At 67.4% G+C, this 21,131-nt stretch carries 24 protein-coding genes; 13 read left to right on the top strand and 11 right to left on the bottom strand.

Annotated elements, in window-relative coordinates; all coding sequences use genetic code 11:
• Positions 1-37 precede the first annotated feature (37 nt).
• From ipdE1 to fadA6, 4 genes are read left to right on the top strand one after another with little or no spacing between them, the layout of a single operon-like run.
• Positions 38-1,186, top strand: coding sequence for an acyl-CoA dehydrogenase IpdE1 (gene ipdE1, locus QGN30_RS25605; RefSeq protein WP_008263616.1), 1,149 nt, complete (start codon positions 38-40; stop codon positions 1,184-1,186).
• Positions 1,183-1,971, top strand: a complete 789-nt coding sequence (ipdF, locus tag QGN30_RS25600) for a (5R,7aS)-5-hydroxy-7a-methyl-1-oxo-2,3,5,6,7,7a-hexahydro-1H-indene-carboxyl-CoA reductase (RefSeq protein ID WP_009956926.1) — start codon at positions 1,183-1,185, stop codon at positions 1,969-1,971. The genes ipdE1 and ipdF overlap by 4 nt, the downstream gene beginning before the upstream one ends.
• 47 nt (positions 1,972-2,018) lie before the next feature.
• The gene (kstR2, locus tag QGN30_RS25595; protein ID WP_008263620.1) at positions 2,019-2,621 is read left to right on the top strand and encodes a TetR family transcriptional regulator KstR2; all 603 of its coding nucleotides are present in this window, start codon (positions 2,019-2,021) and stop codon (positions 2,619-2,621) included.
• Between the two features lies 1 nt (position 2,622).
• Complete coding sequence (gene fadA6 / locus QGN30_RS25590) at positions 2,623-3,783, top strand: steroid 3-ketoacyl-CoA thiolase FadA6 (RefSeq protein WP_014381749.1); 1,161 nt, start codon at positions 2,623-2,625, stop codon at positions 3,781-3,783.
• A gap of 25 nt (positions 3,784-3,808) precedes the next feature.
• Here the strand turns inward: fadA6 and QGN30_RS25585 are convergent, their stop codons facing one another.
• Genes QGN30_RS25585 through echA20 form a run of 6 tightly spaced genes read right to left on the bottom strand, consistent with a single transcriptional unit; the run spans position 3,809 to position 8,703 of the window.
• A complete protein-coding gene (locus QGN30_RS25585) occupies positions 3,809-4,549 on the bottom strand; it encodes a hypothetical protein (protein ID WP_014383764.1) in 741 nt (246 codons plus the stop codon).
• On the bottom strand, positions 4,546-5,193 hold the full coding sequence (locus QGN30_RS25580) for a SatD family protein (protein ID WP_248923359.1): 648 nt from the start codon (positions 5,191-5,193) through the stop codon (positions 4,546-4,548). Before QGN30_RS25580 ends, QGN30_RS25585 begins: the two co-directional genes overlap by 4 nt.
• A gap of 60 nt (positions 5,194-5,253) precedes the next feature.
• Positions 5,254-6,327 (bottom strand): (3aS,4S,5R,7aS)-5-hydroxy-7a-methyl-1-oxo-octahydro-1H-indene-4-carboxyl-CoA dehydrogenase, encoded by a 1,074-nt coding sequence (gene ipdC, locus QGN30_RS25575; RefSeq protein WP_008263630.1) that lies wholly within the window; start codon positions 6,325-6,327, stop codon positions 5,254-5,256.
• Positions 6,327-7,070, bottom strand: a complete 744-nt coding sequence (gene ipdB, locus QGN30_RS25570; protein ID WP_014379016.1) for a cholesterol ring-cleaving hydrolase subunit IpdB — start codon at positions 7,068-7,070, stop codon at positions 6,327-6,329. The genes ipdC and ipdB overlap by 1 nt, the downstream gene beginning before the upstream one ends.
• A 2-nt stretch (positions 7,071-7,072) precedes the next feature.
• Positions 7,073-7,948: a cholesterol ring-cleaving hydrolase subunit IpdA gene (gene ipdA, locus QGN30_RS25565; RefSeq protein WP_014379017.1), complete on the bottom strand. Its 876-nt coding sequence runs from the start codon at positions 7,946-7,948 to the stop codon at positions 7,073-7,075.
• The gene (gene echA20 / locus QGN30_RS25560; protein WP_014379018.1) at positions 7,945-8,703 is read right to left on the bottom strand and encodes a (7aS)-7a-methyl-1,5-dioxo-2,3,5,6,7,7a-hexahydro-1H-indene-carboxyl-CoA hydrolase; all 759 of its coding nucleotides are present in this window, start codon (positions 8,701-8,703) and stop codon (positions 7,945-7,947) included. The genes ipdA and echA20 overlap by 4 nt, the downstream gene beginning before the upstream one ends.
• 59 nt (positions 8,704-8,762) lie before the next feature.
• Here echA20 and QGN30_RS25555 point away from each other — a divergent pair, with 59 nt between their 5' ends.
• Both QGN30_RS25555 and QGN30_RS25550 read left to right on the top strand, forming a co-directional pair.
• Complete coding sequence (locus tag QGN30_RS25555) at positions 8,763-9,560, top strand: SDR family oxidoreductase (RefSeq protein ID WP_162832313.1); 798 nt, start codon at positions 8,763-8,765, stop codon at positions 9,558-9,560.
• A 14-nt stretch (positions 9,561-9,574) separates the two neighbouring features.
• Entirely contained in the window at positions 9,575-10,480 is a 906-nt protein-coding gene (locus tag QGN30_RS25550) for an SDR family oxidoreductase (RefSeq protein WP_008263643.1), read from the top strand.
• 25 nt (positions 10,481-10,505) lie between these two features.
• Here QGN30_RS25550 and QGN30_RS25545 read toward each other — a convergent pair whose 3' ends face one another.
• The 4 genes from QGN30_RS25545 to QGN30_RS25530 are packed head-to-tail and all read right to left on the bottom strand — an operon-like array spanning position 10,506 to position 13,070.
• Positions 10,506-11,003, bottom strand: coding sequence for a nitroreductase family deazaflavin-dependent oxidoreductase (locus QGN30_RS25545; RefSeq protein ID WP_248923360.1), 498 nt, complete (start codon positions 11,001-11,003; stop codon positions 10,506-10,508).
• A gap of 39 nt (positions 11,004-11,042) precedes the next feature.
• Positions 11,043-11,495, bottom strand: a complete 453-nt coding sequence (locus QGN30_RS25540) for a nitroreductase family deazaflavin-dependent oxidoreductase (protein WP_008263646.1) — start codon at positions 11,493-11,495, stop codon at positions 11,043-11,045.
• Positions 11,496-11,512: 17 nt separating this feature from the next.
• On the bottom strand, positions 11,513-11,899 hold the full coding sequence (locus QGN30_RS25535) for a hypothetical protein (RefSeq protein WP_009956914.1): 387 nt from the start codon (positions 11,897-11,899) through the stop codon (positions 11,513-11,515).
• A gap of 7 nt (positions 11,900-11,906) precedes the next feature.
• Positions 11,907-13,070, bottom strand: coding sequence for a steroid 3-ketoacyl-CoA thiolase (locus QGN30_RS25530; protein WP_038534905.1), 1,164 nt, complete (start codon positions 13,068-13,070; stop codon positions 11,907-11,909).
• Positions 13,071-13,229: 159 nt separating this feature from the next.
• Here QGN30_RS25530 and QGN30_RS25525 point away from each other — a divergent pair, with 159 nt between their 5' ends.
• The 7 genes from QGN30_RS25525 to QGN30_RS25495 all read left to right on the top strand — a co-directional run bounded on the left by QGN30_RS25525 (position 13,230) and on the right by QGN30_RS25495 (position 20,194).
• The gene (locus QGN30_RS25525) at positions 13,230-14,480 is read left to right on the top strand and encodes a cytochrome P450 (RefSeq protein WP_009956913.1); all 1,251 of its coding nucleotides are present in this window, start codon (positions 13,230-13,232) and stop codon (positions 14,478-14,480) included.
• 19 nt (positions 14,481-14,499) lie between these two features.
• Positions 14,500-15,513 (top strand): acyl-CoA dehydrogenase family protein, encoded by a 1,014-nt coding sequence (locus tag QGN30_RS25520; RefSeq protein ID WP_248923643.1) that lies wholly within the window; start codon positions 14,500-14,502, stop codon positions 15,511-15,513.
• Positions 15,504-16,667, top strand: a complete 1,164-nt coding sequence (gene fadE29 / locus QGN30_RS25515) for an acyl-CoA dehydrogenase FadE29 (protein WP_009956911.1) — start codon at positions 15,504-15,506, stop codon at positions 16,665-16,667. Before QGN30_RS25520 ends, fadE29 begins: the two co-directional genes overlap by 10 nt.
• The gene (locus QGN30_RS25510; protein ID WP_009956909.1) at positions 16,664-17,626 is read left to right on the top strand and encodes a bifunctional MaoC family dehydratase N-terminal/OB-fold nucleic acid binding domain-containing protein; all 963 of its coding nucleotides are present in this window, start codon (positions 16,664-16,666) and stop codon (positions 17,624-17,626) included. Before fadE29 ends, QGN30_RS25510 begins: the two co-directional genes overlap by 4 nt.
• Complete coding sequence (locus QGN30_RS25505; RefSeq protein WP_008263666.1) at positions 17,623-18,024, top strand: MaoC family dehydratase; 402 nt, start codon at positions 17,623-17,625, stop codon at positions 18,022-18,024. Before QGN30_RS25510 ends, QGN30_RS25505 begins: the two co-directional genes overlap by 4 nt.
• The gene (locus QGN30_RS25500) at positions 18,025-19,206 is read left to right on the top strand and encodes a lipid-transfer protein (RefSeq protein WP_036397586.1); all 1,182 of its coding nucleotides are present in this window, start codon (positions 18,025-18,027) and stop codon (positions 19,204-19,206) included.
• 142 nt (positions 19,207-19,348) lie between these two features.
• Positions 19,349-20,194: a DUF559 domain-containing protein gene (locus QGN30_RS25495; protein ID WP_029385379.1), complete on the top strand. Its 846-nt coding sequence runs from the start codon at positions 19,349-19,351 to the stop codon at positions 20,192-20,194.
• 74 nt (positions 20,195-20,268) lie between these two features.
• Here QGN30_RS25495 and QGN30_RS25490 read toward each other — a convergent pair whose 3' ends face one another.
• The gene (locus QGN30_RS25490) at positions 20,269-21,129 is read right to left on the bottom strand and encodes a MaoC/PaaZ C-terminal domain-containing protein (protein ID WP_014379029.1); all 861 of its coding nucleotides are present in this window, start codon (positions 21,127-21,129) and stop codon (positions 20,269-20,271) included.
• Positions 21,130-21,131: the final 2 nt, after the last annotated feature.

Genomic DNA, 21,131 nt, shown 5'->3' with positions numbered 1-21,131 from the left:
TAACAAAGCAAGTGCTTGGTAGGTTAGCCTACAAGGCATGCAGGACGTCGAGGAGTTCCGGGCCGAGGTCCGCTCTTGGCTCGCCGACAATCTGGTCGGTGAATTCGCAGCTCTCAAGGGTCTCGGGGGCCCCGGCCGCGAGCACGAGGCCTTCGAGGAACGCCGGGCCTGGAACCAGCATCTCGCCAAGGCCGGACTGACCTGCCTGGGCTGGCCGGTCGAACACGGCGGCCGCGGCCTGTCCACCGCGCACCGGGTGGCGTTCTACGAGGAGTACGCCCGCGCCGACGCCCCGGACAAGGTCAACCACTTCGGCGAGGAGCTGCTGGGGCCGACGCTGATCGCGTTCGGGACGCCCGAGCAGCAGCAGCGTTTCCTGCCCAAGATCCTCGATGTCACCGAGCTGTGGTGCCAGGGCTATTCGGAACCCGGCGCCGGCAGCGACCTGGCCAATGTGGCGACCACCGCCGAACTCGACGGCGACCACTGGGTGATCAACGGCCAGAAGGTCTGGACGTCGCTGGCGCATTGGGCGCAGTGGTGCTTCGTGGTCGCGCGCACCGAGAAGGGCTCCAAGCGGCACGCGGGGTTGTCCTATCTGCTGGTGCCGCTGGACCAGCCGGGCGTGGAAGTGCGGCCGATCATCCAGCTGACCGGCGACTCGGAATTCAACGAGGTGTTCTTCGACGACGCCCGCACCGAGGCCAACCTGGTGGTCGGCGAGCCCGGTGACGGCTGGCGGGTCGCGATGGGCACGCTGACGTTCGAGCGCGGCGTCTCGACGCTCGGGCAACAAATCCGTTACGCCCGTGAGCTTTCCAACCTTGCCGAGCTCGCCCAGCGGACCGGCGCGGCCGACGACCCGTTCATCCGCGAGCGGCTGACCCGGGCGTGGACGGGCCTGCGGGCCATGCGTTCGTACGCGCTGGCCACGATGGACGTCGAGCAGCCGGGCCAGGACAACGTGTCGAAGCTGTTGTGGGCCAACTGGCATCGCGATCTGGGCGAGCTGGCGATGGACGTCGTCGGCAAGCCGGGCCTGACCCTGGCCGACGGCGAGTTCGACGAGTGGCAGCGGCTGTTCCTGTTCAGCCGCGCCGACACCATCTACGGCGGGTCCAACGAGATCCAGCGCAACATCATCGCCGAGCGGGTGCTCGGCCTACCCCGAGAGGTTAAGGGATGAGTCTGTCCGAAGCTCCCAAAGAGATTGCCGGACATGGACTTCTGCAGGGCAAGGTGGTGGTCGTGACGGCCGCCGCCGGCACCGGGATCGGCGCGGCGACCGCGCGGCGGGCGTTGGCCGAGGGTGCCGACGTGGTGATCTCCGACCACCACGAACGGCGCCTGGGGGAGACGGCCGAGCAGCTCGCCGCGCTGGGGCAGGGCCGCGTCGAGCACGTGGTCTGCGACGTGACCTCGACCGCTCAAGTCGACGCCCTCATCGCGTCGACCACCGCTCGGATGGGCCGGATCGACGTGCTGGTCAACAACGCCGGGCTCGGCGGACAGACGCCGGTCGTCGACATGACCGACGAGGAATGGGATCGCGTCCTCAACGTGACGTTGACGTCGGTGCTGCGTGCCACGCGCGCGGCGCTGCGCTACTTCCGCGAGGCACCACACGGCGGCGTCATCGTCAACAACGCCAGCGTCCTGGGCTGGCGGGCCCAGCACTCGCAGTCGCACTACGCGGCCGCCAAGGCCGGCGTGATGGCCCTGACCCGGTGCAGCGCAATCGAAGCCGCCGAGTATGGGGTACGGATCAACGCGGTGTCGCCGAGCATCGCGCGGCACAAGTTTCTGGAGAAGACGTCGTCGGCCGATCTGCTCGACCGGCTGTCGGCGGGCGAGGCCTTCGGCCGCGCCGCCGAGCCGTGGGAGGTCGCGGCCACCATCGCCTTCCTCGCCAGCGACTACTCCAGCTACCTGACCGGCGAGGTCATCTCGGTATCCAGTCAGCACCCGTGAGAGCCGGCCCGCTGGCCAAGCAAGCGCTTGGTTGATACTCTGGTCGGGTGGACCGAGTGACCGGTCAGGCCAACAGCCGGCGAGACGAGTTGCTGGAGCTTGCCGCGACCATGTTCGCCGAGCGCGGGCTGCGCGCCACCACGGTGCGCGACATCGCCGACAGCGCCGGCATCCTGTCCGGCAGCCTCTACCACCACTTCTCGTCCAAAGAGGAGATGGTCGACGAGCTCTTGCGCAGCTTCCTGGACTGGTTGTTCGCCCGGTACCGCGAGATCGTGGACGGCGAGGCCAACCCGCTGGAGCGGCTCAAGGGGCTGTTCATGGCGTCGTTCGAGGCGATCGAGCACCGGCACGCGCAGGTCGTCATCTACCAGGACGAAGCCCAGCGGCTGTTGTCACAGCCCCGGTTCTCCTACATCGAGGACATGAACCGGCAACAGCGCAAGATGTGGCTCGAGCTGCTCCATCAGGGCGTCGACGAGGGCTACTTCCGTCCCGATCTCGACGTCGACCTTGTCTACCGCTTCATCCGTGACACCACGTGGGTGTCGGTGCGCTGGTATCAGCCCGGCGGTCCGCTCACCGCGCAGCAGGTGGGTCAGCAATACCTCGCCATCGTTCTTGGCGGGATCACCAAAGAAGGAGTCTGAAATGCCAGAGGCCTACGTCATCGACGCCGTGCGTACTGCGGTCGGCAAGCGCGGCGGATCGCTGGCCGGAGTGCATCCGGTCGACCTGGGTGCGCTGGGATGGCGCGGACTGCTCGACCGGGTCGACGTCGACCCCGCCGCAGTCGACGACGTGATCGCCGGCTGCGTCGATGCCATCGGGGCGCAGGCCGGCAACATCGCGCGCCTCTCCTGGCTGGCCGCGGGCTACCCCGAAGAGGTGCCCGGCGTTACCGTCGACCGCCAGTGCGGCTCCAGTCAGCAGGCCATTTCCTTTGGCGCACAGGCGATTATGTCCGGCACCGCCGACCTCATCGTCGCCGGGGGCGTGCAGAACATGAGCCAGATCCCGATCTCGTCGGCCATGACCGTCGGCGAGCAGTTCGGCTTCACCTCCCCGACCAACGAGTCCAAGCAGTGGCTGCATCGCTACGGCGACCAGGAGATCTCGCAGTTTCGCGGCTCGGAGCTGATCGCCGAGAAGTGGAACCTGTCGCGCGAAGAGATGGAGCGATACGCGCTGACCAGTCACGAGCGCGCGTTCGCGGCGATCCGGGGCGGCCACTTCGACAACGAAATCATCACCGTGGAAACCGAATCCGGGCCGTTCCGGGTCGACGAGGGCCCGCGCGAATCGTCGCTGGAGAAGATGGCCGGCCTCAAGCCTCTGGTCGAGGGCGGCCGGCTGACGGCGGCCATGGCCAGCCAGATCTCCGACGGGGCCAGCGCGGTGCTGCTGGCGTCCGAGCGGGCCGTCAAGGAGCACAACCTGACACCGCGGGCCCGCATCCACCACATCAGCGCACGCGCGGCCGACCCGGTCTTCATGCTGACCGGGCCGATTCCGGCGACCCGCTACGCGCTGGACAAGACCGGGCTGTCGATCGACGACATCGACACGGTCGAGATCAACGAGGCGTTCGCCCCGGTGGTCTTGGCCTGGCTCAAGGAAGTCAAGGCCGACCCGGAGAAGGTCAACCCCAACGGCGGGGCGATCGCGCTCGGGCACCCGCTGGGCGCCACCGGCGCCAAGCTGTTCACCACCATGCTCAACGAGCTCGAGCGCACCGGCGGCCGTTACGGCCTGCAGACGATGTGCGAGGGCGGGGGCACCGCCAACGTCACCATCATCGAGCGGCTGTAGCTCGCTCGGCCTTCTCGCCGCTCGGCTACGGGGTCGCCAGAACGAGCCCGATGCCGCCCAGGGCGAGCAGCCAACTGGTGAAGCTGCCGACGAGGAAGTACTCGGTCACCTCGTCGATGCCGACGTCGCCGTTACCGCCCTTCTGCGCGTTCAACTCCGGGAAGCGGATGATCCCCTTGGCGGCGACGACGGCGCTCGCCGCGGCGACCTGCCCGCCGACACCGAGGCTCAGGATCAGCAGGCGTTCCATCGGTCCCAGCAGTCTGCCGCCCTTGAGCCGGTCCGACGGCTGCGGCTGACCTTCCGGGCGCATCGCGCCCACCGAGGCAAGAACCAAGCGCACCAACTGATTTGCGGTGGCGAACTGGGCCAGGACGACGCCGACGATCATCAGCAGCCGGGTGGGCGTGACGTGGGTGAGCGGCAGGTGCACCCAGGACGACCATCGAGCGATCGCGCCGTTGGTCGGCGACGACCACCCGGACAGCAGCATCAGCAGTGCGAGCGCGGCGCCGAACACCGCCAGGGCCGCGCCTTGCCGGCTACCGCTGTGTTCGCTTCGCGCGCACAGCCATTCCCAGGCCACTACCGCCGCGGCGGCCAGCACCAGCAAGGGGATGTCGCCGGCATGCCAGAGGGCTCCCGCTGCGGCGCACGCCACCACCACGACCGGCCCGATCACGAGCGACGGCCATACCGTGCGGAGCGCTCGCCGACCGAGATCGGCGACTGCGAGTGCCGTGAGGAATACCGCGACGGCGCTCACGGCAGACTCCGAAGATAGTGGCTGGCAAGGACAATCAGATCCAAACCATCGCGGCTCGCGCGCTGAGACACCGCGGATGGACTGATGCCCTCGTCCGCGGCGAGCTCCTTTTTGGTTCGGCCCGTCATCAAGCCCCTCACGATCCGCAACGATCTTTCGTCGAGCGATCCAAGCAGATGGTCCCGACAAATCAGCGCCGCGTTGACCGCCGCGGCGTCGGTGCGTGTGTCACCGTCCGCCCGGAACGTCGTGCGTACCAACGCGAAGCCGGGTTGCCGCTGGGCCTCTGCGGTCTGCTGGATGGCCGCCCGTGCGCTCCACCAACCGGGCCCGTCCTGAATTCCCGCGTCGGCATCGAGGATGGTGACCGCGCCCAATCCGATGCCGAAACGGACGTCGATGTCCGGGGCGAGCAGCAGGCGGACGGTCAATGCCGCGTCGATGGCGGCCCCGACGGTGGGGTAGCTGCCCTGGAACTCGTCGCCGACGGTGAAGGCGGGCGGGTCGATCGCGCCGTCGCCCACTTCCCGCAGAGCCGCGGACAGGGCGCGGTGCAACCCGGGGCGATCGGTGGCATGCCGGGAACCGACGACATCACCGATCAGCGTCGCGCGAGATGAAGGCTGTGGCTTCATCCGATCCATTTGAAGAGTATAGCTTAATTACATCAAGATTCAGCAAATAGCTTCACAAGCGGCGCGTGGCTACTCGTGCACCAGGGCGGATGCCGCCCGCAGGTGCTCGATGGCGTCCCGCACGATCGAATCGATCAGCTCGGCGCACGACGGCAGATCCTCGAGGATGCCCGCCACCTGCCCGGAGGCCAGCACCCCGGCCTCCGTATTGCCGTCCACCAGACCGGCTTTCAACAGCATCGGGGTGTTGGCCGCCATGACGACCTGCGACCAGGTCAGCTCCTTGCCGTGCCGCATCGCCAGGCCGTCGCTGATCATCGACCGCCACGTCATCCGTGACATGTGCTTGAACTTGGCCGCGTTGCGCACCGCGGCGGTCAGACCCCGCACCGGCGAACCGTTTTCCAGCTTCTCGACCAGGCCGGTGCGCAGGACCCGGTGCGGCATGCCGTCGACGCGGGTGGTGACGACGGTGCCGTCCAGCGCCGCCTCCAGGTAGCGCCGCTTGACCGCGTCGGGCACGGTCGAATCCGAGGTCAGCAGGAAACGCGTGCCCATCGCGACACCGGCGGCGCCGTAGCTCAGGGCGGCCGCCAAGCCGCGCCCGTCGAAGAATCCGCCCGCGGCGATGACGGGAATGCCGGTGCCTCGCACGGCGTCCAGCACCGAGGGCAGCAGCAGCGTGGTGGCGACGGGACCGGTGTGCCCGCCACCCTCGCCGCCCTGCACGATCATCGCGTCCGCACCCCACCCGGCGACCTTGCGGGCGTGCTTGGCCGCGCCGATCGACGGAATCACCACCGCGCCGGCCTCTTTGAGCCGGGCGATGAGCTCCTGCTTGGGCGCCAGGGCAAAGGACGCCACCTTGACGCCTTCGCGGATCATCAGATCGACCCGGTCGCCGGCATCGGCCGCGTCGGCGCGGATGTTCACGCCGAACGGCTTGTCCGTGGCGGCCTTGACCTTGGCGATGGCCGTCGCCAATTCGTCCAGCGTCATGGTGGCCGACGCCAAAATGCCCAGCCCGCCCGCGTTCGCGGTGGCCGACACCAGGCGCGCCCCGGCCACCCAGCCCATCCCGGTTTGCACCACCGGGTGCTCGACACCGACCAGCTCGGTCAGCGGCGTGCGCAACCTGGTCATCAACGTATCTCTCGGTCGCGCAACGACTTCGGATCGATCGTTTCGCGGATGAGGCGCAGTTCGTCCGCGGTGGGCAGCCGGGTCTCCTCGGCGTCCTCGAGCCCATGGATCTCGAACGAGGTGGCCTCGCGGACCTCGTCCGGCGAGACCCCTGGGTGCAGGCTCAGCGCCCGCATGGTCCGGTCGGGCCCGCCGAAGTCGAAGACGCCGAGGTTCGACACGACCCGGTAGGTGTTGGCGAACCGAAACGCCGGATTGTCGGCATCGACGTTGTCCCAACCGATCCCGCAGACCACGTCCACCTTCTCGCTGAACACCCGCTTGGAATGGTTGCCCACCCAATAGCTGGTCGCGTGGTTGATGGCGTTGCCCGGGGCGCCGCGCACGCCGAACATCTGGCGTTTGGGTTGCTGCAACGGGCCGAACGCCGAGATGTTCTGATTGCCAAACCGGTCAACCTGATTGGCGCCCATCACCACGTGGCGGCGCCCCCAGGCCAGCGTCTCGAACACCCGGCCGAACGGCATCCAGCCCTCGACGGTACCGGTCGCGCCGAGCGCCGGGGTGTCGGCCAGCAGTTGGGCCTCGCCGTCGGTCAGCAAGATATCGGGGGAGAAGGTCAAGCGGGCTAGCCGCGCCCCGACGGAGGCCATGTTGGTCATCGGGCTGACCATGATCTCGCCCGCGTCCCTGAACAATTCGGCACAGGCGACTGCGCACACTTCGGCGCGGGTGCTGCTCACTTTCAGGCCTCCTCTGCGAATGCGCGAACCGCCGCCTGGTAGTCGTCTTCGGTGCCCGACAGGTAGGTCTGGGTGAACTTCTGCCAGCCCTCGTCGGTCGACGCCGCCTCGGCGTAGTGCCGCTGGAACTTCTCGTCGCGCCCGTAATCCGGTGCGGCGGTGGTGAAGTGGGCACCGTTGGGCGCCTCCACGACGCTGTCGACCATCATCCGGTTGACCAGCAGCGCCTGCGGCGGCACCGCCTTGATCAGTTCGTCGGTGGATACGATGCGCTCGACCGACAGGTGGCGCCTGTCGGCGGCCATCAGGAACAGATCGTCGAAGTAGGGGTCGATCCCGGTGTAGGCGGCGTTGCCCCGGCTGTCGCCGAGGTTGAGGTGGACGAATGCGGCGTCCAGGCGCAGCGCGGGCATGGCGATCAGCGTTTCGTGGCCGCCGTCCGTGGGGTACGGCGAAGTGACGGTCTGCAGTTCACCCTCCCAGAAGTCGGGCACCGAACTGCCCAGCCCGGCCCGGATCGGCAGGAACGGCAGGCGTTGCGCGGCGGCCTGTAACCCGCAGCGCAGCATGCCCTCGTCCATTTCGCGGGCCTCGATCGCCCCGGCCGCCCGGGCCTTGGCGAACCACGGGTCGTAGAACGGCGGGGAGTCCAGCGAGACGAACCCGTAGTAGACGCGCTTCACCTTGCCGGCCGAGCACAGCAGCCCCAGGTCGGGCCCGCCGTAGGTGACCACGGTCAGGTCGGTGACATCGGTGCGCAGCAGGGCGCGCACGAATGCCATTGGCTTGCGCCGAGATCCCCATCCGCCGATGCCGATGGTCATGCCGCTGCGCACCTGCGCGACGGCCTCGTCGAGGGTGGTTCTCTTGTCGCTCACGCGTCCTTGCCCTTCGTCGTGCCGGCGAACGCGTCGCGGTGCTCGTCGGCCACCCCGGCGAGATTGAGCTCGAACGTAAAGCCTTGCTCCATCCGGTAACTCGAGTTGACGCGTTGCACGTCGATGAGGTTCAGTGCCTCCTTGGCCGCCCGGATGACCCGGGTGTCCTTGGCGGCGATGTCGCGCGCGACCCGCAATGCGGCCTCGTCCAGCTGATCCCGCGGCACGATCTCGTGCACCGAACCGAAGTGGTGCAGGGTGGCGGCGTCGACGGTGGCGGCGGTGAAGAACAGCCGTCGCATCAGGTGCTGGGGCACCAGCCGGGACAGGTGGGTGGCCGCGCCGAGCGCGCCGCGCTCCACCTCGGGGAGCCCGAAGGTGGCGTCCTCGGAGGCGACGATGACGTCGGAGTTGCCGACCAGGCCGATGCCGCCGCCGACGCAGAATCCGTTCACGGCCGCGACGACGGGCACCGCGCACTCATAGACGGCGCGGAACGCGGCGAAGCAGCCGCGGTTGGCGTCGATCAGCGCGGTGAATCCCTCGGTGCGCTGCATCTCCTTGATGTCGACCCCGGCGTTGAAGCCGCGGCCCTCGGCCCGCAGGATGACGACGTGGGTTTGCGGGTCCTGGCCGGCCGCGGTGACGGCGTCGGCCAGTTCGAACCAGCCGCGCGACGGGATGGCGTTGACGGGCGGGTAGTCGACGGTAACCGCGACGATGCCCGGTTCGGTGGTTGTGGATGTGATGGTCAAGGTGCCACTTCCTTGTGGGGTAACTACCTAAGCAAGCACTTGCTTGGTACGCTAGCACAGTGACTCGCGCCGAAGCATGCCCCCCGTTTGCAGAAGCCATGAACTTGGGGCTGGCCGGGCGGGTGGTTCTCGTCACCGGCGGCGTTCGCGGGGTGGGCGCCGGAATCAGCGCGGTTTTCGCCGCGCAGGGCGCCACCGTCGTCACCTGCGCGCGACGGCCGGTCGAGGGATCGCCCTATGAGTTCCACTCCTGCGACGTCCGCGATGACGACGCGGTCAGTGAATTGATCGACACCGTCGCGGACCGGCACGGGGGCCTCGATGTCGTCGTCAACAACGCCGGGGGATCGCCCTACGTGCTGACCGCGGAGTCCAGCGCCAAGTTCAACCGCAAGATCATCGAGCTCAATCTCATTGGCGCGCTGTCTGTTTCGCAGCACGCGAACGACAAGATGCAAGCCCAGCCGCGCGGCGGGTCGATCATCAACATCTGCAGCCTGTCGGGGCGTCGACCCTCCCCGGGTACCGGCGCGTACGGGGCGGCCAAGGCGGGGCTGGAGAGCCTCACCCAGACCTTGGCCGTGGAATGGGGACCCAAGGTCCGGGTCAACGCCTGTGTGGTCGGCATGGTGGAGACCGAACAATCGGAACTGTTCTACGGCGACGCAGAATCGATCGCCGCGATCTCGAAGAACGTGCCGCTCGGCCGGCTGGCCAAACCGGACGACATCGGCTGGGCCGCGGCGTTTCTGGCCTCGGACGCGGCCTCCTACATCAGCGGCGCCTCGCTAGAGGTGCACGGCGGCGGCGAGCCCCCGCACTACCTGGCCACCACGAACGCGAACGCGATCAAGTAGAGGAGAAAACAACTATGGGAGTGGTTGACGGCCGCGTCGTCATCGTCACCGGAGCCGGCGGGGGTATCGGTCGCGCGCACGCGCTGGCCTTCGCCGCCGAGGGTGCGCGGGTGGTGGTCAACGACATCGGGGTGGGCCTGGACGGTTCACCGGCGGGCGGCGGCAGCGCCGCCCAGGGGGTGGTCGACGAGATCATCGCCGCCGGGGGCGAAGCCGTCGCCAATGGTTCCAACGTCGCCGACTGGGACCAGGCTGCCGAACTGATTCGGACCGCCGTCGAAACATTCGGCGGCCTGGACGTTTTGGTGAACAACGCCGGCATCGTGCGCGACAGGATGATGGCCAACACCAGCGAGGAGGAGTTCGACGCCGTCGTCGCCGTGCACCTCAAGGGCCACTTCGCCACGATGCGGCACGCCGCGTCGTATTGGCGTGGGTTGTCCAAAGAGGGCAAAACCGTTGACGCGCGGATCATCAACACGAGCTCGGGCGCCGGCCTGCAGGGCAGTGTCGGGCAGGGCAACTACAGCGCCGCCAAGGCGGGCATCGCGGCGATGACGCTCGTCGGCGCGGCCGAGATGGGCCGCTACGGCGTCACCGTCAACGCCATCGCTCCCTCGGCGCGCACCCGCATGACCGAGACCGTCTTCGCCGAGATGATGTCCACCCAGGATCAGGATTTCGACGCGATGGCCCCGGAAAACATTTCCCCCCTGGTGGTTTGGCTGGGTAGCGCCGAATCGCGCGACGTGACCGGCAAGGTGTTCGAGGTCGAGGGCGGCAAGATTCGCGTCGCCGAGGGCTGGGCGCACGGGCCGGAGATCGACAAGGGGGCGCGGTGGGATCCCGCGGAGCTGGGACGCGTCGTCGCCGACCTGCTCGCCAAGGCGCGCCCGCCGGTCCCGGTCTACGGCGCCTGACGCGGCGCCCGCGCCGAACGTGCACTCACGGCGATGATTTCGCCGATTCTTCGCCGTCGGTGCACGCTCGCCGAGGGGGTTCGCACACCACGAGCGGGATGACCCGGTCGGCGGCTTCGCGGTACTTGCGGTAGGGCGGGTACATCCGCATCAGCGGCGGCCAATAGCGTTCGCGCTCGGCGTCGGTCGCGTCGCGCGCGATCAATTCCAGGCGCTGAGCCCGGATCTGCACCCGCACCTCGGGATTCTCCCGAAGGTTCAGATACCACACCGGGTCTTCGTCGCGGCCGCCGAACGACGCGGGCAAAATCACCCGTTCACCGTCGCGCAGGTAGAGCGTCGCGGTGGTCCGCGGCCGGTTGGACTTGCGTCCGGTCGTGGTCAGCAGCGCCGCCGGGAATCGCAGCAATTTCGCGCCGATCCTGCCGTTGGTTCGACGGTACACCCAGATGTGCAGGCGCGCGAAGTACTTGAGCAGCAGCGCAATCGGGCGCGAGTTGCGGATCCAGCGACGGTCGGACATCTTGCCCAGGATGGTTCCCCATCCGGGCGATTTGAAACTCTAGGGGTCGCAGATGACGACCGGGATCACCCGATCGGTCCAGGACCGGTAATCGTCGAACGAGGGATACATGGCGTCCAACTTCGGCCAGTACTCGGCCCGTTCCGCCTCGGTGGCGTCGCGGGCCTGCAGGTGAAGCACCTCGTCCTTGATCTGCACGGACACTTTGGGATTGGCCTTGAGGTTGAGGTACCACAGCGGGTGCTTGTCGCTGCCGCCCTTCGATGCGACCAGTACCACCCGATCGCCCTCGCGCAGGTAAAGCAGCGGGCTCACCCGCGGTTCGCCGGTCTTGCGTCCCGTCGTGGTGAGCAGCGCGACGGGGGCCTTCTGGAAAGTGCCGCCGAATTTTCCATTGCTGCGTCGGTATATCCATGCGTTGCCCTTGGCCATCCACTTGATGATGAAGGCGACCCAGGGTGAGTTCAGTGCGCGTGGCTTCGGTTTCGGCATGATGTTCCTCGACGTCCCTAACGCTGGATGAAGGGGTGGAAGCGAACCTTGATGTGGTGGATTTCGGCTTTCCCGCTTGCGCTTTCGGCCGGAATGACGAAGGTCTCGGTGACGTGCGCCGCGAGCCGACGCCCGCCCAACGCCGCCTTGGTCAGCACCTGGTACGCGGCGTGCACGTCGTCGCCGTCGATGCGGTACTCCGGCGTCGTCGTGTGCGCCAGCAACCGATACTGCGGCCCGCGATTCAGGCTGCGCCGCAGGTGATTTCCGGAGAACCCGTTCTTGATGCCCTGCTCGATGCGGGTGCAGCCGGCCGCGAACGGGACGGTGTCGCCGTCATGGCTGACCAGCGCGTCGATATAGGACTGCGCCGCGGCGATGCGGCTCTCTTCGGAGACGAGCAAGGGGGAACTAGATGCGCTCGATGATGGTGCCGGTGGACAGGGCGCCGCCCGCGCACATCGTGATCAATGCGGTGGTCTGGTCGGTGCGCTCCAATTCGTGCAGCGCGGTGGTGATCAGCCGGCTGCCGGTCGACCCGACCGGGTGGCCGAGCGCGATGGCGCCGCCGTTGACGTTGACCCTGGCCATGTCCGGCTCGTGCACCCGCGCCCAGGACAACACCACCGAGGCGAACGCCTCGTTGATCTCGACGAGGTCGATGTCCCCCATCTTCATGCCGGCCTTCTCCAGCACCTTGGCCGTCGACTGCACCGGTCCGTCGAGGTGGTAGTAGGGCTCGGCGCCGACCAGCGCCTGGCTGACGATGCGGGCGCGCGGCCGCAGGCCCAAAGCCTTGGCCTTGTCCTCGTCCATCCACAGCACGGCCGCCGCGCCGTCGGAGATCTGCGACGACGTTCCCGCCGTGTGGATCCCGCCTTCGAGGACCGGCTTCAGCGCGCTCAGACCCGACAGGGTCGTCTCGCGCAGGCCCTGGTCGCGGGAGATGGTGACGCGCTCCGACGTCGGCTGCTTGTTCTCGTCGAGCGCCGGGGCCTCGATCGGGGAGATCTCACGGTCGAAGCGGCCCTCGTCCCAGGCCTGCTTGGCCCTGGCCTGCGAGTTGAAGCCGAACTCGTCGATCTCCTCGCGGGAGATGCCGCGCCGCTTGGCGATCCGCTCGGCGGCGGTGAACTGGTCGGGCAGGTCGATGTCCCACGACGCGGGCCGCAGGATGCTGCGGTCGGGGCCCGCGTTGGCGCCGAGGCCGACGCGGCTCATGGCCTCGATGCCACACGCGATACCGATGTCGATGGCGCCGGCGGCGATCAGCCCGGCGACCAGGCCGTTGGCCTGCTGGCCGCTGCCGCACTGGCAGTCCACGGTCATGGCGCCGACGTGCTCGGGCAGACCGGCCACCAGCCAGCTGACCCGGCTGATGTTGTTGGACTGTTCGCCGTACTGCGTGACGCAGCCGCCGATGACCTGTTCGACGTCGCCGGCGTCGATGCCTGCCTTCTCGACCAGCGCCTTCTGCACCGCACCCAACAGCTCGGTGGCGTGCAGCCCTGACAACCATCCATTGCGCTTGCCGATCGGGCTGCGAGTGGCTTCGACGATTACCGGGTTACCCATGACGCCAGGCTAGAACACGTTTCATTACTATGACAAGCGAGGATGCGTCGCCGCCTTTTGTCTGCGGTGGAGGCATGTTTTACTGGCACCAGAGCATCACTAGGACAACTAGTGTCCTGGGATCGCAAGTCATCGAGGACTGTAGTTAGGAGAAGTAGCGTGCCCAGTCCGAATCTTCCGCCCGGGTTTGATTTTCTCGATCCGGACGTCAGTGTCAAAGGCCTCCCGGTCGCGGAGTTGGCCGAAGTGCGCAAGTCCGAGCCGATCTTCTGGGTAGACGTCCCGGGCGGCACGGGCGGTTTTGGCGACAAAGGCTATTGGGCCATCACCAAGCACAAGGACGTCAAGGAGATCTCTGTGCGCAGTGACATCTTCTCGTCTCAGCAGGACTGCGCCATCCCGGTGTGGCCGCAGGAGATGACGCGCGAGCAGATCGACCTGCAGCGCAACGTCATGCTCAACATGGACGCCCCGCACCACACGCGGCTGCGCAAGATCATCTCGCGCGGCTTCACCCCGCGGGCCATCGGACGGCTGCGCGACGAGTTGGACGCCCGCGCGCAAAACATCGCGAAGACGGCCGCCTCGTCGGGCTCCGGCGACTTCGTCGAGCAGGTCTCCTGTGAGCTGCCGCTGCAGGCCATCGCGGGTCTGCTGGGTGTTCCGCAGGAGGATCGGGACAAGATCTTCCGCTGGTCCAACGAGATGACCGGCAACGAAGACCCCGAGTACGCGCACATCGATCCCGCGATGTCCTCGGCCGAGCTGATCATGTACGCGATGAAGATGGCCGAGGAGCGCGCCAAGAACCCCGGCGACGACATCGTCACCCAGCTGATCCAGGCCGACATCGACGGCGAGAAGCTCTCCGACGACGAATTCGGGTTCTTCGTGGTCATGCTGGCCGTCGCGGGCAACGAAACCACCCGGAACTCGATCACGCACGGCATGATCGCGTTCGCGGACAACCCCGACCAGTGGGAGCTGTTCAAGAAGGAGCGCCCGGACACCGCGCCCGACGAAATCGTCCGGTGGGCAACGCCGGTCACGGCGTTCCAGCGGACCGCGCTGGAGGACTACGAGCTGTCCGGAGTGCAGATCAAGAAGGGCCAGCGGGTCGTGATGTTCTACCGTTCGGCCAACTTCGACGAAGAGGTCTTCGAGGACCCGCACAGCTTCAACATCATGCGAAACCCCAACCCGCACGTGGGCTTTGGCGGCACCGGTGCCCACTACTGCATCGGCGCCAACCTGGCCCGGATGACGATCAGCCTGATCTTCAACGCCGTGGCCGACCACATGCCGGACCTCAAGCCGATCTCCGCGCCCGAGCGGCTGCGGTCGGGGTGGCTCAACGGCATCAAGCACTGGCAGGTCGACTACACCGGCAAGTGCCCGGTGGCGCACTGATATGGCGGCCGAAGCCACGATGGATTTCGATCTCACCGCGACACAACAGGCGGTCGCCGACGTCGTGACGTCGGTGTTCGAGCGCGAATTGAGTTGGGAGGCTTTGGTCAACGGCGGCGTGACGGCGCTGCCGGTGCCCGAGCGCCTCGGCGGTGACGGGGTGGGATTGCCCGAGGTCGCGACCGTGCTGACGGAGATCGGTCGCCACGGCGCGATCACGCCGGCCCTGGCCACCCTGGGTTTCGGTGTGCTCCCCCTGGTTGACCTGGCGTCCGAGGACCAGCAGGAACGGTTTTTGGCGGGCGTCGCCAAGGGCGGCGTGCTGACCGCGGCGCTCAACGAGCCCGGCGCCGCGTTGCCGGACCGGCCGTCGACCACGTTCGCGGGCGGCCGGCTGTCGGGCACCAAGGTCGGCGTCGGCTATGCCGGACAAGCGGATTGGATGATCGTCACCTCCGACAGCGCGGTGGTCGTGGTGTCGCCGAAGGCCGGCGGCGTCGAGGTGGTCCAGACGCCGACCTCGAACGACTCCGACGAGTACACGGTCACGTTCACCGATGTCGCCGTCGAGGACGCCGACGTCTTGGCCGGCGCCACCGCGCAGCGCGTCAACCAGCTGGTGCTGGCTTCCATCGGCGCCTACGCCGACGGGCTGGTGGCCGGGGCGCTGCGGCTGACCGCCGACTACGTGGCCAACCGCAAGCAATTCGGCAAGCCGCTGTCGACCTTCCAGACCGTGGCCGCACAGCTCGCCGAGGTCTACATCGCCTCGCGCACCATCGATTTGGTGGCGAAATCGGTCGTGTGGCGGCTGTCGGAGGGGCGGGATGCCGACGACGACCTCGATGTCCTGGGGTATTGGGTCACCTCACAGGCGCCGCCGGTGATGCAGCTCTGCCATCACCTGCACGGCGGCATGGGCATGGACATCACCTATCCGATGCACCGGTACTACTCCACGATCAAGGACCTGACCCGGTTGCTGGGCGGTCCTTCTCATCGTCTCGATCTGGTGGGAGCGCAATGTTCATAGACCTGACCCCGGAGCAGCGCCAGCTGCAGGCGGAATTGCGGGAATACTTCTCGAACCTGATCTCGTCCGACGAGATGAAGGCGATGGAGCAGGACCGTCACAACGAGGCCTACCGCGCGGTGATCCGCCGGATGGGCCAGGACGGCAAGCTCGGCGTCGGGTGGCCAAAGGAATTCGGCGGCTTGGGTTTCGGCCCGATCGAGCAGTCGATCTTCGTCAACGAGGCGCATCGCGCCGACGTGCCGCTGCCCGCGGTCACGCTGCAGACGGTCGGTCCGACCCTGCAGCAGTTCGGCAGCGAGATGCAGAAGAAGAAGTTCCTGCCGGCGATCCTCGCCGGCGAGGTGCACTTCGCGATCGGCTACACCGAGCCCGAGGCCGGTACGGACCTGGCGTCGCTGCGGACCACCGCCGTGCGTCACGGCGACGAGTACATCGTCAACGGGCAGAAGGTCTTCACCACCGGAGCCCACGACGCCGACTACATCTGGCTGGCCTGCCGCACGGACCCCGAAGCCGTGAAACACAAGGGCATTTCGATCCTGATCGTCGACACCAAGGATCCCGGTTACTCCTGGACGCCGATCATCCTGTCCGACGGCGCCCACCACACCAACGCCACGTATTACAACGACGTGCGGGTGCCCGCCGACATGCTGGTCGGCGAGGAGAACGGCGGGTGGCGGCTGATCACCACCCAGCTCAACAACGAACGCGTCATGCTCGGCCCGGCCGGGCGTACCGCGGGCATCTACGACCGGGTGCACGCCTGGGCGTCCAAGCCGGGAAGTGACGGGGTCACCCCGATCGACCACGCCGACGTCAAGCGCGCGCTCGGCGAGATTCACGCGATGTGGCGGATCAACGAGCTGCTCAACTGGCAGGTGGCCGCCGCCGGGGAGGACATCAACGTCGCCGACGCGGCGTCGACCAAAGTCTTTGGTACCGAGAAGATTCAGTACATCGGCCGGCTCGCCGAGGAAATCGTCGGCAAGTACGGTAACCCCGCCGACTCGGACACCGCCGACCTGCTCAACTGGCTGGACTCCCAGACCAAGCGCAACCTGGTCATCACCTTCGGGGGCGGCGTGAACGAGGTGATGCGCGAGATGATCGCCGCGGCCGGACTCAAAGTGCCGAGGGTGCCTCGATGACCGATATCAAGGAAGCGGTTGCGGAGATCACCGCCACCGTCGTCGCTGCACCGCGCGAGGCCCGGGATCCGGTGAACCAGCCGACGATCAACAACTGGGTCGAGGCGCTGGGCGACCGCAACCCGATCTACGTCGACGAGGCCGCGGCCAGGGCCGCCGGTCATCCCGGAATTGTCGCCCCGCCGGCCATGATTCAGGTGTGGACGATGTTCGGCCTGGGCGGGGAACGCCCGACCGACGACCCCATGGGCCCGATCATGCAGCTGTTCGACGAGGCCGGCTACATCGGCGTGGTCGCCACCAACTGCGAGCAGACCTACCACCGGTATCTGCGTCCCGGCGAGCAGGTCACCGTCGTGTCCGAGATGCGCGACGTGGTCGGCCCCAAGCAGACCGGGCTCGGCGAGGGCTGGTTCATCAACCAGCACATCACGTGGCGGGTCGGCGACGAGGATGTCGCCGAGATGGCCTGGCGGATCCTGAAATTCAGGCCCCGCGAGGATTCCGGCGCGACCGCATCGGTCCCTCAGGACCTGGACGCCGACGCCATGATGCGTCCGGCGGTCTCACGCGACACCGCCTTCTTCTGGGAGGGTGTGGCGGCGCACGAGCTGCGTATCCAGCGCCTCCCCGACGGCGCCCTGCAGCACCCGCCGGTGCCCGCGGTGTGGCAGGACAAGGCCGAGCCGATCGATTTCGCGGTCGCCAGCGGCCGCGGCACGGTGTTCAGCTACGTGGTGCACCACGCACCGAAGGTGCCCGGGCGCACGCTGCCGTTCGTGATCGCACTGGTCGAACTGGAAGAGGGCGTCCGGATGCTCGGCGAGCTGCGCAACGTCGACCACGCCGAGGTCAAGATCGGAATGCCGGTCCGCGCAACCTATATCGACTTCCCGGCCGGTGAATCCGGGCCCGAGTGGAGCCTCTACGCCTGGGAGCCCATGGGAGACGAAGCATGAGCGCACCCGTTGTCGAAGTGGGCACCACCCTGCCCGAACTCAAGCTGCATGGCACGCCGACGTTCATCATCTCGACGGCCCTGGCCACCAGGGACTTTCAGGACGTGCACCACGACCGGGACCTGGCGCAGGCCAAGGGTTCCAAGGACATCTTCGTCAACATCCTCACCGACACCGGGCTGGTGCAGCGCTACGTCACCGACTGGGCGGGCCCGACGGCGCTGATCAAGTCGATCGGCCTGCGCCTGGGTGTGCCGTGGTACGCCTACGACACCGTGACGTTCTCCGGTGAGGTGACGGCCGTCGACGACGGCCTGATCACGCTGAAGGTGTTTGGCCGCAACAGCCTTGGCGATCACGTCATCGCGAACGTGACGCTGACGATCGGGGGCGCATAGATGTCAGCGGGCTTATTGAACGGCCGAGCCGCGATCGTCGGGATCGGCGCTACCGACTTCTCCAAGGACTCCGGCCGCAGCGAGCTGCGGTTGGCCGCCGAGGCGGTCCTGGATGCCCTGGACGACGCCGGGCTGAGCCCGTCCGATGTCGACGGGTTGACCACCTTCACGATGGACACCAACAACGAGACCGCTGTGGCACGCGCGGTCGGCATCGGTGATCTGAAGTTCTTCTCGCAGATCGGTTACGGCGGCGGCGCCGCCTGCGCGACCGTTCAGCAGGCGGCGCTCGCCGTGGCCACCGGCGTGGCCGACGTCGTCGTCGCGTACCGGGCGTTCAACGAGCGATCCGGCATGCGGTTCGGTCAGGTGCAGACCCGATTGGTGGGAAACGCCGGCGTGCAGGCTGATTCGACGGCGGCGGACAACTCGTTCTCCTACCCGCACGGGCTGTCCACGCCCGCCGCACAGGTCGCGATGATCGCCCAGCGCTACATGCACCTGTCCGGGGCGACCAGCCGGGACTTCGGCGCGATCTCGGTGGCCGACCGCAAGCACGCGGCCAAGAACCCGAAGGCCTACTTCTACGAGAAGCCGATAACCATTGAGGACCACCAGAATTCGCGGTGGATCGCCGAGCCGCTGCGGCTGCTGGACTGCTGCCAGGAGACCGACGGAGCGGTGGCGATCGTGGTGACGTCGCCCGAGCGGGCAAAGGACCTCAAGCAGCGGCCGGCGATCATCGAGGCGGCGGCGCAGGGCTCCAGCCCCGACCAGTACACGATGGTCAGCTACTACCGGCCCGAGCTCGGCCTGCCGGAGATGGGGGTCGTCGGTCAGCAGTTGTGGGCGCAGTCGGGGCTCAAACCGAGCGACATCCAGACCGCCGTGCTGTATGACCACTTCACTCCGTTCACGCTGATTCAGTTGGAGGAGTTGGGATTCTGCGGTCGCGGAGAGGCCAAGGACTTCATCGCCGACGGGGCGATCGAGATCGGCGGCCGGCTGCCCATCAACACCCATGGTGGCCAACTCGGCGAGGCCTACATCCACGGCATGAACGGCATCGCCGAGGGTGTGCGGCAGCTGCGGGGCACCTCGGTGAATCCGGTGCCCGACGTCGAGCACGTGCTCGTCACCGCGGGTACGGGCGTGCCCACCTCGGGCCTCATCCTCGGCTAGGTCTCCTTCCCCCGCCTTTTCCGCCTTTTTCGCGAATGCGCGGCCAGCCGCACATTCGCGCGTCGGAGTGCGGCCAGCCGCACACTCGGCGAGTGTGGATAGCCGAAGTGACGAGCTGAGTGCTCTCTGCGACGCTGCCTTCGTGCGGGAGCCATTCATCGGCAGCGAGGCCATAGCCGCGGGCGTCTGGACTAAGACCCAACTGGCTACCCGGTGTCGCCGTCTGTTTCCCGATGTATATACGGAACGTGATATTGAAGTTGATGCCGCTTTACGTGCGAAAGCAGGGTGGCTTTGGACCGGACGCCGAGGTGTTGTCGCGGGGTTTTCCGCCGCAGCTCTACATGGCAGTAATTGGGCGAACGACTTCCAGGCAGTGGAGTTGATTCACGATAATCGGCGGAGTCCACCTGGAATCCAAACACATCGAGACCGTATCGAGGCCGACGAGATAGAGACGGTTGCGGCCATGCCGGTTACTTCGCCGACCAGAACGGCCCTGGATTTGGGCTGCTGGTATCCCATCACGACCGCCGTGGCAGCTATCGACGCGCTTGCCCGCGCCACTAACGTCAAAGCGGCTGATGTTGAGCTGCTGGCTCGCAGATATGCTGGACGGCGAGGGATCGCGCGAGCGCGTGAAGCGGTGGACCTATTCGATGCCGGCGCGCAGTCACCGAAAGAGTCCTGGCTACGCCTCGTGCTGATCCAAGCGGGCTTGCCCAGGCCACAGACTCAGATTCCAGTTGTCAACGAATTCGGCAGCGCCATTGCATATTTGGATATGGGCTGGGAGGACGTCAAAGTCGCGGTCGAGTATGACGGCGAGCAACACCGCAGCGATCGACACCAGTACAGGTGGGATCTCCGTAGATCAGAGATATTGCAGCGGCGTGGCTGGATCGTTGTGCGAGTGGTCGCCGGTGACCGCCCGGCCGAGGTCGTCAGGCGTGTTCGCGACGCGTTGGCCGGCCGAGTGTGCGCATAGCCGCACAGTCGAGACCGAATGCGCGGCTAGCCGCACACTGACGCGAAGCAAGGGAGGAAGCGCGCCGGAAGCCGCTAGGCCGGGATGAGTTCGACCCCGGAGAGCACGACGGCGTTGTCGCGCGAGGGCGCGACAACGCTGGCCAAAAAGCGGCCGCCCTCCTTCCAGATGCCGACCTTGAGCGTTTCGCCGGGGAATGCCACCCCGGCGAAACGCGCACCGTAGGCGGCCACCGCGGCGGTGTCACCGTCGAGCAGCGCGTCGGTGATCGCCTTGCAGGTCATGCCGTACGTGCACAGCCCGTGCAGGATCGGCTGCGAAAAGCCTGCGGCAGCGGCGAATTCGGGATCGGAGTGGAGCGGGTTGCGGTCGCCACACAGCCGGTAGAGCAGCGCCTGCTGCGGCAGGATCGGCACGTCGACCTCCAGGTCGGGGGCCCGCTCCGGTGCGGCGTCACCCCCCGACGGGCCGCGCTCACCGCCGAAGCCGCCTTCGCCGCGGGCGAAGATGGACCGCCGTTGCGTCCACAACAGCGTGCCGTCGGGCGCGGTCACCGTCGTCTCGCTCCAGATCACCGCGGCCTTGCCCTTGTCCCAGATGTCGGTGAACCGGGTGACGGCCTTGGCCGAGCCCGACGGCGGCAGCGGCCCGGGCACCTCGACCCGCTCGCTGGCGTGCAGCACCTTGCTCAGCTCGATGTCGATGCCCGGGAACTGCACGGTCGGCGGCTTCGTGGCGTGGAACGTGGCGGCCACGTTGCCGAACGTGGGCAGCACCTGCGGGGTGTCGTCCACCAGGTAGCGCAGCTCGCGCGGATCCATCGGATCGGCGCCTGCGCCGAGCCCGAGGTGGTAGAGCTGCACATCGCTGCTGGCCCAAGAGAATTCGATGGGATCCAGCTCGGCGTTCAGCGCGACGTCTACGTCGATGGGCATCG

Origin of the sequence: Mycobacterium sp. 3-98 (assembly GCF_035918355.1) — a bacterium.
Classification (GTDB): domain Bacteria; phylum Actinomycetota; class Actinomycetes; order Mycobacteriales; family Mycobacteriaceae; genus Mycobacterium; species Mycobacterium intracellulare.
The sequence above is the reverse complement of the archived record's forward strand: the minus strand, read 5'-3'. Positions and strand labels throughout refer to the sequence as shown.